This is a genomic window from Crenobacter caeni (genome assembly GCF_010435965.1).
Taxonomy (GTDB): Bacteria; Pseudomonadota; Gammaproteobacteria; order Burkholderiales; family Chromobacteriaceae; genus Craterilacuibacter; species Craterilacuibacter caeni.
The window spans coordinates 75,690-89,299 of sequence record NZ_JAAGAA010000003.1; the positions used below are offsets into that span (position 1 = coordinate 75,690).

The window sequence follows — 13,610 nt, forward strand, 5'->3', positions numbered from 1 at the left end:
CCATGGCCTCCAAACTGGAAGCGCTCAAGTCGAGCGTCGAGGGTCTGCTCGCGTCGCGTGTTGTGCATAGCACAATGGCGTATAATGAGCTGACTGTCGTATGCAAGGCTCAAGACTTGCTCGAAGTCGCCACCATCCTGCGCGATCAGGCCGGCTTCGAGCAGTGCATCGATATGTGCGGCATGGACTACAGCGCCTACAAGGACCAACCCTGGGACGGCCCGCGCTTCGCGGCCGTCTACCAGTTGCTGTCGGTCCAGCACAATGTCCGCCTGCGCCTGCGCTGTTTCGCCGAAGACGACGATTTTCCCGTCCTGCCGACGCTGACCGGCGTCTGGAACTGCCTGAACTGGTACGAGCGCGAGGCGTTCGACCTGTACGGCCTGATGTTCGAAGGCCACCCCGACCTGCGCCGCCTGCTGACCGATTACGGTTTCGTCGGCCACCCGTTCCGCAAGGACTTCCCGGTGTCAGGCTTTGTCGAAATGCGCTACGACGCGACGCAGCAACGCGTGGTCTACCAGCCGGTCACCATCGAGCCGCGCGAGATCACGCCGCGCATCGTCCGCGAGGAGAACTACGGTGGCTGATATCCGCAATTACACGCTGAACTTCGGCCCGCAGCACCCGGCCGCGCACGGCGTGCTGCGCCTGGTGCTCGAACTGGACGGCGAGGTGGTGCAGCGCGCCGACCCGCATATCGGCCTGTTGCACCGCGGCACCGAGAAGCTGGCCGAGCAGAAGACTTTCATCCAGTCGCTGCCGTATATGGACCGTCTCGACTACGTGTCGATGATGTGCAACGAGCACGCCTACTGCCTGGCGATCGAGAAGCTGACCGGCGTCGACGTGCCCATCCGCGCGCAGTACATCCGCGTGATGTTCGCCGAGATCACCCGCATCCTGAACCACCTGCTGTGGATCGGTGCGCACTCGATCGACATCGGCGCGATGACGATGTTCCTGTACGCGTTCCGCGAGCGCGAAGACCTGATGGACTGCTACGAGGCGGTGTCCGGCGCGCGTCTGCACGCGGCGTACTTCCGCCCGGGCGGCGTCTACCGCGACCTGCCGGACACCATGCCGCAGTACACCGCGTCCAAGATCCGCAACGCGAAGGAAATCGCGCGCCTGAACGAGAACCGCCAGGGCTCGATGCTCGACTTCATCGAGGACTTCACCCGCCGCTTCCCGGCCTGCGTCGACGAGTACGAGACGCTGCTCACCGACAACCGCATCTGGAAGCAGCGTACGGTCGGCATCGGCGTGGTCACCCCCGAGCGCGCGCTGCAACTGGGCTTCACCGGCCCGATGCTGCGCGGTTCCGGCATCGCATGGGACCTTAGGAAGACCCAGCCTTACGACGTGTACGCCGAGATGGACTTCGACGTGCCGGTCGGCGTCACCGGCGACTGCTACGACCGCTACCTGGTGCGCGTCGAGGAGATGCGCCAGTCCAACCGCATCATCGCCCAGTGCGTAAAGTGGCTGCGCGACAACCCGGGCCCGGTGATCAGCGACAACCACAAGGTGGCGCCGCCGTCGCGCGAGGCGATGAAGTCGAACATGGAAGAGCTGATCCACCACTTCAAGCTCTTCTCCGAAGGCATGCACGTGCCGGAGGGCGAGGTCTACGTCGGTACCGAACACCCGAAGGGCGAGTTCGGCATCTACCTCGTCTCCGACGGCGCGAACAAGCCGTACCGCCTGAAGATCCGCGCGCCCGGCTACGCCCACCTGGCGGGTCTGGACGAAATGTCGCGCGGCCACATGATCGCCGACGTCGTCGCGATCATCGGCACGCAGGATATCGTGTTTGGGGAGATTGACCGCTGATGCTGTCCGCACAATCGCTTGCAAAGATCGACCGCGAAGTCGCCAAGTACCCCGCCGACCAGAAGCGTTCGGCGGTGATGGCCGCGCTGAGGATCGCGCTGACTGAACGTCGGGAACTGGGCCAGACGCCGGACGCGCGCTGCCTGAACGCTGACGTGATCGAGTTCGTCGCCAACTACCTGGGCATCGCCCCGGTGGCCGCGTACGAGGTCGCCACTTTCTACAACATGTACGACATGAAGCCGGTGGGGCAGTACAAGATCACCGTCTGCACCAACCTGCCGTGCGCGCTCTCCGGCGGCGTCTCCGCCGCCAAGTACATTTCCGAAAAACTGGGGATCGCCATCGGCGAGACCTCGGCCGACGGCAAGTACACCCTGCTCGAGGGCGAGTGCATGGGCGCCTGCGGCGACGCACCGGTGCTGCTGGTGAACAACCACCATATGTGCAGCCACATGTCGCCCGAAGCCATCGACAAGAAACTGGCGGAGCTCAAGTAATGGCGATCTTCAAAAGTGGCGTGATTTTCGAAGGCGTCGACACCCAGGACGCGAACGCCTGGCGTCTGGCCGCCTACGAGGCACGCGGCGGCTACGCCGCGCTGAAAAAGATCCTGCAAGGCGCGATGCCGCAGGACGAGGTGATCGCCGAGGTCAAGAACTCCGGCCTGCGCGGCCGTGGCGGCGCGGGCTTCCCGACCGGCCTCAAGTGGAGCTTCATGCCGCGCGCCTTCCAGGGCGACAAGTACGTGGTGTGCAACACCGACGAGGGCGAGCCGGGCACCTTCAAGGACCGCGACATCCTACGCTTCAACCCGCACGCGCTGATCGAGGGCATGATCATCGGCGGTTACGCGATGGGTTGCCGCGCCGGTTACAACTACATCCACGGCGAGATCTTCGAGGCGTACGAGCAGTTCGAGGAAGCAATCGAAGAGGCGCGCGCTGCCGGTTTCCTCGGCAACAACATCCTCGGCTCGGGCTTCAATTTCGAGCTGTACGCCGCGCACGGCTACGGCGCGTATATCTGCGGCGAGGAAACCGCGCTCCTGGAATCGCTGGAAGGCAAAAAGGGCCAGCCGCGCTTCAAGCCGCCGTTCCCGGCGTCGTTCGGCCTGTATGGCAAGCCGACCACCATCAACAACACCGAGTCCTTCGCCTCCGTGCCGTTTATCATCCGTGACGGCGCGCAGAAGTTCCTGGAAGCGGGCAAGCCGAACAACGGCGGCACCAAGCTCTTTTCGGTGTCCGGCCACGTGAACCGTCCGGGCAACTATGAGATCCCGCTGGGTACCCCCTTCTCCGAACTCCTGGAGATGGCCGGCGGCATGCGTGACGGCAAGAAGCTCAAGGCGGTGATCCCGGGTGGCTCGTCCGCGCCGGTGCTGCCGGGCGACGTGATGATGGGCCTGACCATGGACTACGACAGCATCTCGAAGGCCGGCTCCATGCTGGGCTCGGGGGCGGTCATCGTGATGAACGAAGACGTGTGCATGGTGCGCGCGCTCGAACGCCTCGCGTACTTCTACCACGAAGAGTCCTGCGGCCAGTGCACGCCGTGCCGCGAAGGCACGGGCTGGCTGTACAAGGTGATCCACCGGATCGCGAACGGCCAGGGCCGTCCGGGTGACCTCGAATTGCTGGACTCCGTCGGCAACAACATGGCCGGGCGCACCATCTGCGCGCTGGCTGACGCCGCCGTTTTCCCGGTCCGCAGCTTTACCAAGCACTTCCGCAACGAGTTCGAGTATCTGATCGAACACGGGAAGCCCTTGGTGAACCACAAATGGTGTTGAGCGATGCTTGAAATCGAAATCGACGGCAAGAAACTGACCGCCCCGCAGGGCAGCACGGTGATGGAGGCAGCCCATTCGATCGGCACCTACATCCCGCATTTCTGCTACCACAAGAAGCTCTCGATCGCGGCGAACTGCCGCATGTGCCTGGTCGAGGTCGAGAAGGCGCCCAAGCCCTTGCCGGCTTGCGCGACGCCGGTCACCGACGGCATGAAGGTGCATACCCACTCCAGCATGGCGAAGACCGCGCAGGCGGGGGTGATGGAGTTCCTGCTGATCAACCACCCGCTGGACTGCCCGATCTGCGACCAGGGCGGCGAGTGCCAGCTGCAGGATATCGCGGTCGGCTACGGCAAGAGCGAGTCCCGCTACCAGGAAGAAAAGCGCTCGGTGCCGGGCAAGGACATGGGCCCGCTGGTTTCCGCCGAGGAAATGAGCCGCTGCATCCACTGCACGCGCTGCGTGCGCTTCACCGAGGAAATCGGCGGCTTTCAGGAAATCGGCATGGCCAACCGAGGCGAGTTCTCGGAAATCCTGCCCTTCCTCGGCAAGACCGTGACCTCGGAAATTTCGGGCAACGTGATCGACCTGTGCCCGGTCGGCGCGCTGACCTCCAAGCCGTTCCGCTACAGCACCCGTTCGTGGGAGCTGTCTCGCCGCAAGTCGGTCGCCCCGCACGACGGCCTGGGTGCCAACCTGATCGTCCAGGTCAAGCAGAACACCGTGATGCGCGTGCTGCCGCTGGAGAACGAGGCGATCAACGAGTGCTGGCTGTCCGACCGTGACCGCTTCTCGTACGAAGGCCTGAATAGCGAGCGCCGCCTGAAGAACCCGAAGATCAAGTTCGACGGCAAGTGGCACGACACCGACTGGGAAACCGCGCTCAACTACGTGGTGAAGGGCCTGAACGGCGTGTCGGCCGACCACGGCAAGGACGCGGTAGGCTTCCTGCTGGGCGCGCGCTCGACGACCGAAGAGCTGTACCTCGCGCAGAAACTGGCACGCGCCTTCGGTGTTACCAACATCGACTACCGCCTCGGCCGTAGCGACTTCTCCGCCGACGCATTGCGCCAGGGCGGCGAATGGCTGGGCCTGCCGGTGGCCGAGCTGTCGCAACTGGACGCGCTGCTGGTTGTCGGCAGCACCCTGCGTAGCGAACAGCCGCTGATCGCGGCGCGCCTGCGCCAGGCTGCGCGCAAGCGCCTGAAGCTCAGCGTCGTGCATGTGGCCGACGACGAACTCTTGATGAACGTGCACGGCAAGCTGCTCGCTGCGCCGCAGAACCTCGCGGGTGCGCTCGCCCAGGTACTCAAGGCACTCATCGAGATCAAGGGTGGCGACACCGCGATCGACCTCTCTTCCGTCGAGGTTTCGGCGGAAGCACGCGCCATCGCGCAAAGCCTCGCCGACGGCGAAAAGGGTGCGGTGGTGATCGGTGCGCTTGCGCAGCAACTGCCGAACTACGCCAGCGTCTACGCAGTCACGCAAGAAATCGCCCGCGTGGCCGGCGGCCGTTTCGGCGTGCTGTCCGACGCCGCCAACAGCGTCGGCGCGGAAGCGGTCGGCGCGCTGCCCAAGGACGGCGGCGCCAACGCGGCCGAAATGTTCGCCAAGCCGCGCAAGGCCTACTTCCTCTTGAACACCGAGCCCGAGTTCGACGCCTACGATGCCGCCGGCGCCGTCGCCGCGCTGAAGCAGGCGCAGACGGTGATCGCGCTGACCGCGTTCGACAGCGAAGGCCTCGCCGACTACGCCGACGTGCTGCTGCCCATCGCGCCGTTCAGCGAGACCGCCGGCTCCTTCGTCAACATGGAAGGCCGCCTGCAGTTGTTCAACGGCGTGGTCAAGCCGCTGGGCGAGACCCGTCCGGCGTGGAAGGTGCTGCGCGTGCTGGGCAACCTGCTGCAACTGGACGGTTTCGGCTTCAACAGCGCCGAAGACGTGCGTGCCGAACTGCTCGCTGTGGGCAGCATCGAGTCCCGCCTGAACAACGCGCTGTCTGACGTGCGCGCGGATGTGTCCGCCAAGGCGGCCACCGTGCGCGTGGGCGAGGTGCCGATGTTCGCGGTCGACGCGATCTGCCGCAACGCGGCTTCGCTGCAGGCGACCGAGCACGCGGCCGCGCCGGTCGCGCTGCTGTCGGCCGACCTCTACGCGTCGCTGGGCGAACCAACCGAGGTGCTGCTGAAGCAGGGCGGGGCAGAGGTTCGGATGGGCGCGCGCGTCGACGCGGGCCTCGCGGCCGGCTGCGTGCGCGTGGCGGCGGCAAGCCAGGACACGCTGGCGCTGGGCGGTCGTTTTGACGCCATCGAGATCAAACGGGGGTAAGCCATGGAGTTTTTCCAAAGCCTTCTGGGCAACGAGGCGGGGCTCGCCGTGTGGACCCTGCTGAAGATCGTCGCCATCGTCGCCCCGCTGATGGGCGCGGTGGCGTACCTGACGCTCGCCGAGCGCAAGGTGATCGGTTACATGCAACTGCGGATCGGCCCGAACCGGGTCGGCCCCAAGGGGCTGCTGCAGCCGATCGCCGACGGCGTGAAGCTCCTGATGAAGGAGATCATCCTGCCGACCAAGTCGAACAAGACCCTGTTCCTGGTCGGCCCCATCCTGTCGATCGCACCGGCGCTCGCCGCGTGGGCGGTGGTGCCGTTCGGCGACGGGCTGGTGCTCGCCAACATCGACGCGTCGCTGCTCTACATCATGGCGATCACTTCGATGGGCGTGTACGGCGTGATCGTCGCTGGCTGGGCGGCCAACTCGAAGTACTCCTTCCTGGGCGCGATGCGCTCGGCCGCGCAGATCGTCTCGTACGAGATCGCGATGGGCTTCGCGCTGGTCGGCGTGCTGATGGTGTCGGGCAGCCTGAACCTGGTCGAGATCGTCAACCAGCAGGGCGCAGGCATGGCCGGCGGTTCGATCCTGTCTTGGAACTGGCTGCCGCTGTTCCCGATGTTCATCGTCTACCTGATCTCGGGTGTCGCCGAAACCAACCGTGCGCCGTTCGACGTCGCCGAGGGTGAATCGGAGATCGTCGCCGGCTTCCACGTCGAGTACTCGGGCATGGCGTTCGCGGTGTTCTTCCTCGCCGAGTACGCGAACATGATCCTGATCGCGGCACTGACCTCGATCATGTTCCTCGGCGGCTGGCTGTCGCCTTTCCCGGCGTCGTGGGGCCTGCTCGGCGCGTCCGGCTTCTTCTGGCTCGCCGTCAAGATGGCGCTGGTGCTGTTCTGCTTCCTGTGGTTCCGCGCGACATTCCCGCGCTACCGCTACGACCAGATCATGCGTCTGGGCTGGAAGGTGTTCATCCCGGTGACGCTGGTGTGGGTGGTGGTAGTCGGCGCGTGGATGATGAGCCCGCTGTCCTTGTGGCCATAAGACGGGGACCGGAGAAACAAGATGAACAAATTTATCAAGACCTTCTTCCTGGTCGAGCTCCTCAAGGGCCTGTCGGTGACGCTGCGCTACTTCTTCGCGCCGAAGATCACCGTGCAGTTCCCGGAAGAGAAGACGCCGCTGTCGCCGCGTTTTCGCGGCCTGCACGCGCAGCGCCGCTACGCCAACGGCGAAGAGCGCTGCATCGCGTGCAAGCTGTGCGAGGCGGTATGCCCGGCCATGGCCATCACCATCGAGTCCGAGCAGCGTGACGACGGTACCCGCCGTACCAGCCGCTACGACATCGACCTGACCAAGTGCATCTTCTGCGGTTTCTGCGAAGAGGCGTGCCCGGTCGACGCGATCGTCGAGACGCATATCTTCGAGTACCACGGCGAGAAGCGCGGTGACCTTTATTACACCAAGCCCATGCTGCTGGCGATCGGCGACAAGTACGAAGCCGAAATCGCCAAGAACAAGGCGGCCGACGCCAAGTACCGCTAAGGGGGAAACATGAGCTTTACGATGATCGTCTTTTACGTGCTCTCCGCGATCCTGCTGTTCTCGGCGTTTCGCGTGATCACGGCGAAGAACCCGGTGCACGCCGCCCTGTGGCTGGTGCTGGCGTTCTTCACCAGCGCCGGGCACTGGTTGCTGCTGGAGGCCGAGTTCCTGGCCATCTCGCTGGTGCTCGTCTACGTCGGCGCCGTGATGGTGCTGTTCCTGTTCGTGGTGATGATGCTCGACATCAACGTCGAGCAGCTGCGCGAGGGCTTCTGGCGGCACTTCCCGCTGGCGGCCACCGTCGGCCTGATCATGGCCGCCGAGATGGCGCTGATCCTCGCCGCGCCCGAGACCCGCCTGGCCGACTACGCGCCGGCGGCGCCGCTGGCCGCCGACGCGAGCAACGTCAAGCAGCTGGGCCTCGAGATCTACACCACCTACCTGATGCCGTTCGAACTGGCGGCGGTGCTGTTGCTGCTGGCGATTGTCGCGGCGATCGCGCTGACCCAGCGCGAGCGCAAGGACGGCAAGTACGTCGACCCGGCGCGCCAGGTCGAGGTGAAGGCGGCCGACCGCGTTCGCGTGGTGAAGATGGACGCGGTGCGCGAAGAAGCGCCGCAAACCGAAGCGGCGGATGCCGCCCAGTCGCAGTAAGGAGCGCACGATGCTGACCCTGACCCACTATCTGGTGCTGGCCGCGGCGCTGTTCTCGATCAGCGTGCTGGGGATCTTCCTCAACCGCAAGAACGTGATCGTGCTCCTGATGGCGATCGAGCTGATGCTGTTGGCCGTGAACTTCAACTTCATTGCCTTCTCGCACTATCTGTCCGACACCGCCGGCCAGATCTTCGTGTTCTTCATCCTGACGGTGGCCGCCGCGGAATCCGCGATCGGCCTTGCGATCCTGGTCGTGCTGTTCCGCAACCAGCGCTCCATCAACGTTGAAGACCTGGGCAGCCTGAAGGGCTGACGGATACCAACAAACGAGAAGCCAGAAAATGGATATGAAGAGCTTGTACCTGCTGATCGCCCTCTCGCCGCTGGCGGGGGCCATCATTGCAGGCTTGTTTGGCTGGGCGATCGGCCGGCGTGCCGCACACATCGTGACCATCGCGGGTGTGGCGGTTTCGGCCGCGCTGTCGCTCAAGGTGCTCCACTACTTCCTCAACGGTGGAGCGGTTTTCAACGAGGCGGTCTACACCTGGCTGACCGTCGGCGGCATGGAGTTCTCGGTCGGCTTCCTGGTCGACACGCTGACGGCGACCATGCTGGTGGTGGTGACTTCGGTGTCGCTGATGGTGCACATCTACACCATCGGCTACATGGCCGAGGACCCGGGCTACCAGCGCTTCTTCAGCTACATCTCGCTGTTTACCTTCAGCATGCTGATGCTGGTGATGAGCAACAACTTCGTCCAGCTGTTCTTCGGCTGGGAAGCGGTCGGCCTCGTCTCCTACCTGCTGATCGGTTTCTGGTTCAAGCGCCCGACGGCGATCTTCGCGAACCTGAAGGCCTTCCTGGTCAACCGCGTCGGTGACTTCGGCTTCCTGTTGGGCATTGGCTTGGTGCTCGCGCACTTCGGCGGCTCGCTCAATTACAGCGACGTGTTCGCCGCGCTGCCGCAAGTGGCCGACAAGACGATCCAGATCATCCCGGGCGTCGAGTGGTCCTTGCTGACCGTGACCTGCATCCTGCTGTTTGTCGGCGCGATGGGTAAATCCGCGCAGTTCCCGCTGCACGTGTGGCTGCCGGACTCGATGGAAGGCCCGACCCCGATCTCGGCGCTGATCCACGCGGCGACCATGGTGACTGCCGGCATCTTCATGGTGTCGCGCATGAGCCCGCTGTTCGAGCTGTCCGACACTGCACTGAACGTGGTGATGGTCGCAGGTTCGATCACCGCGCTGTTCATGGGTTTCCTGGGCATTGTGCAGAACGACATCAAGCGTGTGGTGGCTTACTCGACGCTGTCGCAGCTGGGTTACATGACCGTCGCGCTGGGCGCATCCGCCTACTCGGTGGCGATGTTCCACGTGATGACGCACGCCTTCTTCAAGGCGCTGCTGTTCCTTGCGGCCGGTTCGGTCATCATCGGCATGCACCACGACCAGGACATGCGCAATATGGGCGGCCTGCGCAAGTACATGCCCATCACCTGGATCACCAGCCTGCTGGGTAGCCTCGCGCTGATCGGCACCCCATTCTTCTCGGGCTTCTACTCGAAGGACTCGATCATCCTGGCCGTCGAGCACAGCAACCTGCCGGCGTCCGGTTTCGCGACCTTCGCCGTGCTGGCCGGCGTGTTCGTCACCGCGTTCTACTCCTTCCGCATGTACTTCCTGGTCTTCCACGGCAAGGAGCGCTGGATGGACGCCAAGCACGCGCACGACCACCACGGCGACCACGCGGACGAAGAGCCGGACCACGACCACCACCATGGCCTGGGCCCGAACGACAAGCCGCACGAGAGCCCGTGGGTGGTGACGCTGCCCCTGGTGCTGCTGGCCATCCCGTCGGTGGTGATCGGCTACTTCGCGATCGGCCCCATGGTTGGCGGCGACTTCTTCAAGGGCGTGCTGTTCACCAACCTTGAAGCGCACCCGGGCCTCGCTGCGGTGATCCCGCACGCCGAGCACGCGCTGGCGATGGGCCTGCACGCCTTCTCGACGCTGCCGTTCTGGCTGGCGTTCGCGGGTGTCGCGCTGTCGTGGTTCTTCTACATGAAGGCACCGCAGATCCCGGCGAAGATCAAGGAAACCTTCGCGCCGGTACACCGCCTGCTCGAGAACAAGTACTACCTCGACGAACTGTACTTCGCGGTGTTCGCCAAGGGCAGCCGTGCCCTCGGCACCTTCTTCTGGAAGATCTGCGACATGCTGTTGATCGACGGGCTGATCGTGAACGGCTCGGCCGCGCTCGTCGGCAAGCTCGCCCAGAAGGCGCGCCGCCTGCAGACCGGCTTCATCTACAGCTACGCCACGACCATGATCATCGGCATCCTGGTGCTGGTCACCCTGTGGTTCTCGCAGCTGATCTTCAGATAAGCCGCGTGCCGGAAATAGCAAACAACAATAGGTTCGAACTATGTTTTCCAATCTGTTAAGTCTGGTGATCTGGGTGCCGATCATCGCCGGCGTCCTGGTCCTGGCCACCGGCGACGACAGGCGCGCACCGCTCGCGCGCTGGATCGCGCTGGCCGGCTCCGCGCTCGGCTTCGCCGCGTCGCTGCCGCTCTTCACCGCGTTCGATACCCTGAACGGCGGCATGCAGTTCGTCGAGTTCGCCCCGTGGATCTCGGCGCTCAACATCAACTACCACCTGGGCGTCGACGGCCTGTCCATGCTGTTCGTCGTGCTCAACAGCTTCATCACCATGCTGGTGGTGATTGCCGGCTGGCAGGTGATCGAGCAGCGCGTCGCGCAGTACATGGCCGCCTTCCTGGTGATGTCCGGCCTGATCAACGGCGCGTTCGCCGCGCTGGACGCGATCCTGTTCTACGTGTTCTTCGAGGCGATGCTGATCCCGATGTACCTGATCATCGGGGTGTGGGGTGGCCCGCGCCGCGTGTACGCGTCGATCAAGTTCTTCCTGTACACGCTGTTGGGTTCGCTCTTGATGCTGGTCGCGCTGATCTGGCTCTATTTCGCCGCCGGCAAGAGCTTCTCGATCGAGGCGTTCCAAGACATCGCGCAGATCCCGCTGACCGTGCAGATCCTGCTCTTCATCGCCTTCTTCATGTCCTTCGCGGTGAAGGTGCCGATGTGGCCGGTGCACACCTGGCTGCCGGACGCGCACGTCGAGGCGCCGACCGGCGGCTCGATGGTGCTGGCCGCGATCACCCTGAAGATCGGCGCCTACGGCTTCCTGCGGTTCGTGCTGCCCATCGTGCCGGACGCCGCGCGCGAGCTCGCACCGATCGTGGTTGCGCTGTCGCTGGTCGCTGTCGTCTACATCGGCCTGGTCGCGCTGGTGCAGACCGACATGAAGAAGCTGGTCGCTTACTCGTCGATCTCGCACATGGGCTTCGTGACGCTGGGCCTGTTCCTCTTTACCGGCTCGGAACTTAACGTGTGGGCGGTGGAAGGCGCGATCGTGCAGATGGTCAGCCACGGCTTCGTGTCCGCCGCGATGTTCTTCTGCATCGGCGTGATGTACGACCGCGTGCACAGCCGCAACATCGCCGACTACGGCGGCGTCGCCAACCGCATGCCGATCTTCGCCGCCTTCATGGTGCTGTTCGCGATGGCCAACTCCGGCCTGCCGGCGACCTCCGGCTTCGTCGGCGAGTTCATGGTGATCATGGGCGCGCTGCAGGTGAACTTCTGGGTGGCCGCGCTGGCGTCGCTGACGCTGATCTTCGGCGCTGCGTACACGCTGTGGATGGTCAAGCGCACCATCTTCGGCGAGGTGGCCAACCACCACGTCGACGAGCTGACCGACGTGAACAAGCGCGAGTTCCTGGTGCTGGCCGTGCTGGCCATCGCCGTGCTCGGCATGGGCCTGTACCCGCAGATGTTCGTCGACAAGATGCACCTCGCGGTGAACGACCTGATCGCGCATGTCGCGCAAAGCAAGCTGTAAGGCCACAAGGACAAAGCAATGAATTGGGCTGATCTGAATCTGATGCCGGCGCTGCCCGAGCTGTTCCTGCTCGGTGCGCTGTCGTTCATCCTGGTGTTCGACCTGTTCGTCCCCGACGAGAAGCGCGGCGTCACCTACGTGCTGTCGCTGTTGACGGTGGCGCTGTGCGCGGTGCTGCAGGTCGCGACCTTCGAGCCGTTCGCGGTGACCACCTTCTCCGGCATGTTCGTCGACGACCCGGTCGCCGACATCATCAAGGTCGCCATGTACGGCGCGACCGCCGCCACGCTGGTGTACTCCCGCCAGTACGTCGCCGACAACGGCATGTTCCGCGGCGAGTATTTCACGCTGAGCCTGTTCGCGCTGTTGGGCATGAACGTGATGGTGTCGTCCGCCAACTTCGTCACGCTCTATATCGGCCTCGAACTGCTGTCGCTGGCGCTCTACGCGCTGATCGCCCTCAAGCGCGACTCGGCAGCCGGCACCGAAGCGGCGATGAAGTACTTCGTGCTGGGCGCGCTCGCCTCGGGCATGCTGCTGTACGGCATGTCGATGGTGTACGGTGCGACTGGCTCGCTCGATATCCACGTGATTGCCACCGGGATCTCGCGTCCGGAAACCAATATCGTGCTCTTGGTGTTCGGCCTGGTGTTCCTGGTCGCCGGCCTCGCCTTCAAGCTGGGCGCCGTGCCCTTCCATATGTGGGTGCCCGACGTCTACCAGGGCGCGCCGCTGGCGGTGACGCTGATGCTGGGCGCCGCGCCCAAGCTCGCCGCCTTCGTGTTTGTCATCCGCATCCTGGCGCAGGGCCTGGGCGAGCTGGCTGCACAGTGGCAGGGCATGCTGGTGCTGATCGCCGCGCTGTCGATGCTGATCGGCAACCTGGCCGCGGTCGCGCAGACCAATATCCGCCGCATGCTCGCCTACTCGACCATCTCGCACATGGGCTTTTTGCTGCTGGGTGTGCTGGCCGGTAACGAGCAGGGCTACGCTTCGGCGATGTTCTACGCGCTCACCTACGTGCTGATGTCGCTGGCCGCCTTCGGCGTGCTGCTCGCGCTCTCTCGCGCCGGCTTCGAATGCGACAAGGTCGACGACCTGAAGGGCCTGAACGCGAGGAGCAGCTGGTACGCCTTCCTGATGCTGCTGGTGATGTTCTCGATGGCCGGCATCCCGCCCCTGGCCGGTTTCTACGCCAAGTTCGCAGTGCTGCGCGCGGTGGTCGACCTGCCGGTGCTCGACTTCGGCTTCTTCGCGGGCTCGCCGGTGTACCTGGCGGTGTTTGCGGTGCTGATGTCGCTGGTTGGCGCGTTCTACTACCTGCGCGTGGTCAAGGTGATGTACTTTGACGGCAGCCAGACCGACGCGCCCATCGTCGTTCGCGGCGACATGAAGCTTCTGCTGTCGGTCAACGCGCTGGCGCTGTTGGTGATCGGCCTGCTGCCGGAGCGTCTGGTGGAACTTTGCATTGACGCGATGCGTCAATCGCTGGCCAGCTTCTGAACCCGGAAAGCCCTGG

The 13,610-nt window shown here is 64.4% G+C and carries 12 protein-coding genes; all 12 read left to right on the forward strand.

Features of this window, described 5'->3' with window-relative positions; genetic code table 11:
• Positions 1–2: 2 nt before the first annotated feature.
• The 12 genes from GZH52_RS04160 to nuoN are packed head-to-tail and all read left to right on the forward strand — an operon-like array spanning position 3 to position 13,594.
• The gene (locus tag GZH52_RS04160; RefSeq protein WP_163315242.1) at positions 3–590 is read left to right on the forward strand and encodes an NADH-quinone oxidoreductase subunit C; all 588 of its coding nucleotides are present in this window, start codon (positions 3–5) and stop codon (positions 588–590) included.
• Positions 583–1,836, forward strand: coding sequence for an NADH-quinone oxidoreductase subunit D (locus GZH52_RS04165; protein WP_163315243.1), 1,254 nt, complete (start codon positions 583–585; stop codon positions 1,834–1,836). The genes GZH52_RS04160 and GZH52_RS04165 overlap by 8 nt, the downstream gene beginning before the upstream one ends.
• Positions 1,836–2,336, forward strand: coding sequence for an NADH-quinone oxidoreductase subunit NuoE (gene nuoE, locus GZH52_RS04170; protein ID WP_163315244.1), 501 nt, complete (start codon positions 1,836–1,838; stop codon positions 2,334–2,336). Before GZH52_RS04165 ends, nuoE begins: the two co-directional genes overlap by 1 nt.
• Entirely contained in the window at positions 2,336–3,631 is a 1,296-nt protein-coding gene (nuoF, locus tag GZH52_RS04175) for an NADH-quinone oxidoreductase subunit NuoF (protein WP_163315245.1), read from the forward strand. Before nuoE ends, nuoF begins: the two co-directional genes overlap by 1 nt.
• 3 nt (positions 3,632–3,634) lie before the next feature.
• A complete protein-coding gene (gene nuoG / locus GZH52_RS04180; protein ID WP_163315246.1) occupies positions 3,635–5,959 on the forward strand; it encodes an NADH-quinone oxidoreductase subunit NuoG in 2,325 nt (774 codons plus the stop codon).
• A gap of 3 nt (positions 5,960–5,962) precedes the next feature.
• Positions 5,963–7,009: an NADH-quinone oxidoreductase subunit NuoH gene (nuoH, locus tag GZH52_RS04185; RefSeq protein ID WP_163315247.1), complete on the forward strand. Its 1,047-nt coding sequence runs from the start codon at positions 5,963–5,965 to the stop codon at positions 7,007–7,009.
• A 21-nt stretch (positions 7,010–7,030) separates the two neighbouring features.
• Complete coding sequence (nuoI, locus tag GZH52_RS04190; RefSeq protein ID WP_163315248.1) at positions 7,031–7,510, forward strand: NADH-quinone oxidoreductase subunit NuoI; 480 nt, start codon at positions 7,031–7,033, stop codon at positions 7,508–7,510.
• A gap of 9 nt (positions 7,511–7,519) precedes the next feature.
• The gene (locus GZH52_RS04195; protein ID WP_163315249.1) at positions 7,520–8,164 is read left to right on the forward strand and encodes an NADH-quinone oxidoreductase subunit J; all 645 of its coding nucleotides are present in this window, start codon (positions 7,520–7,522) and stop codon (positions 8,162–8,164) included.
• A gap of 10 nt (positions 8,165–8,174) precedes the next feature.
• On the forward strand, positions 8,175–8,480 hold the full coding sequence (gene nuoK / locus GZH52_RS04200) for an NADH-quinone oxidoreductase subunit NuoK (protein WP_136551978.1): 306 nt from the start codon (positions 8,175–8,177) through the stop codon (positions 8,478–8,480).
• A 28-nt stretch (positions 8,481–8,508) separates the two neighbouring features.
• The gene (nuoL, locus tag GZH52_RS04205; protein WP_163315250.1) at positions 8,509–10,554 is read left to right on the forward strand and encodes an NADH-quinone oxidoreductase subunit L; all 2,046 of its coding nucleotides are present in this window, start codon (positions 8,509–8,511) and stop codon (positions 10,552–10,554) included.
• Positions 10,555–10,594: 40 nt separating this feature from the next.
• Positions 10,595–12,091 (forward strand): NADH-quinone oxidoreductase subunit M, encoded by a 1,497-nt coding sequence (locus tag GZH52_RS04210; protein ID WP_163315251.1) that lies wholly within the window; start codon positions 10,595–10,597, stop codon positions 12,089–12,091.
• Between the two features lie 18 nt (positions 12,092–12,109).
• On the forward strand, positions 12,110–13,594 hold the full coding sequence (gene nuoN / locus GZH52_RS04215) for an NADH-quinone oxidoreductase subunit NuoN (RefSeq protein WP_163315252.1): 1,485 nt from the start codon (positions 12,110–12,112) through the stop codon (positions 13,592–13,594).
• Positions 13,595–13,610: the final 16 nt, after the last annotated feature.

Bases quoted from the DNA above. Each gene is read 5' to 3' on its own strand.
- nuoN (WP_163315252.1), top strand. From the start codon at position 12,110: ATGAATTGGGCTGATCTGAATCTGATGCCGGCGCTGCCCGAGCTGTTC.
- nuoG (WP_163315246.1), top strand. From the start codon at position 3,635: ATGCTTGAAATCGAAATCGACGGCAAGAAACTGACCGCCCCGCAGGGC.
- nuoI (WP_163315248.1), top strand. From the start codon at position 7,031: ATGAACAAATTTATCAAGACCTTCTTCCTGGTCGAGCTCCTCAAGGGC.
- GZH52_RS04160 (WP_163315242.1), top strand. From the start codon at position 3: ATGGCCTCCAAACTGGAAGCGCTCAAGTCGAGCGTCGAGGGTCTGCTC.
- GZH52_RS04210 (WP_163315251.1), top strand. From the start codon at position 10,595: ATGTTTTCCAATCTGTTAAGTCTGGTGATCTGGGTGCCGATCATCGCC.
- nuoK (WP_136551978.1), top strand. From the start codon at position 8,175: ATGCTGACCCTGACCCACTATCTGGTGCTGGCCGCGGCGCTGTTCTCG.
- GZH52_RS04195 (WP_163315249.1), top strand. From the start codon at position 7,520: ATGAGCTTTACGATGATCGTCTTTTACGTGCTCTCCGCGATCCTGCTG.
- nuoF (WP_163315245.1), top strand. From the start codon at position 2,336: ATGGCGATCTTCAAAAGTGGCGTGATTTTCGAAGGCGTCGACACCCAG.
- nuoE (WP_163315244.1), top strand. From the start codon at position 1,836: ATGCTGTCCGCACAATCGCTTGCAAAGATCGACCGCGAAGTCGCCAAG.
- nuoL (WP_163315250.1), top strand. From the start codon at position 8,509: ATGGATATGAAGAGCTTGTACCTGCTGATCGCCCTCTCGCCGCTGGCG.
- nuoH (WP_163315247.1), top strand. From the start codon at position 5,963: ATGGAGTTTTTCCAAAGCCTTCTGGGCAACGAGGCGGGGCTCGCCGTG.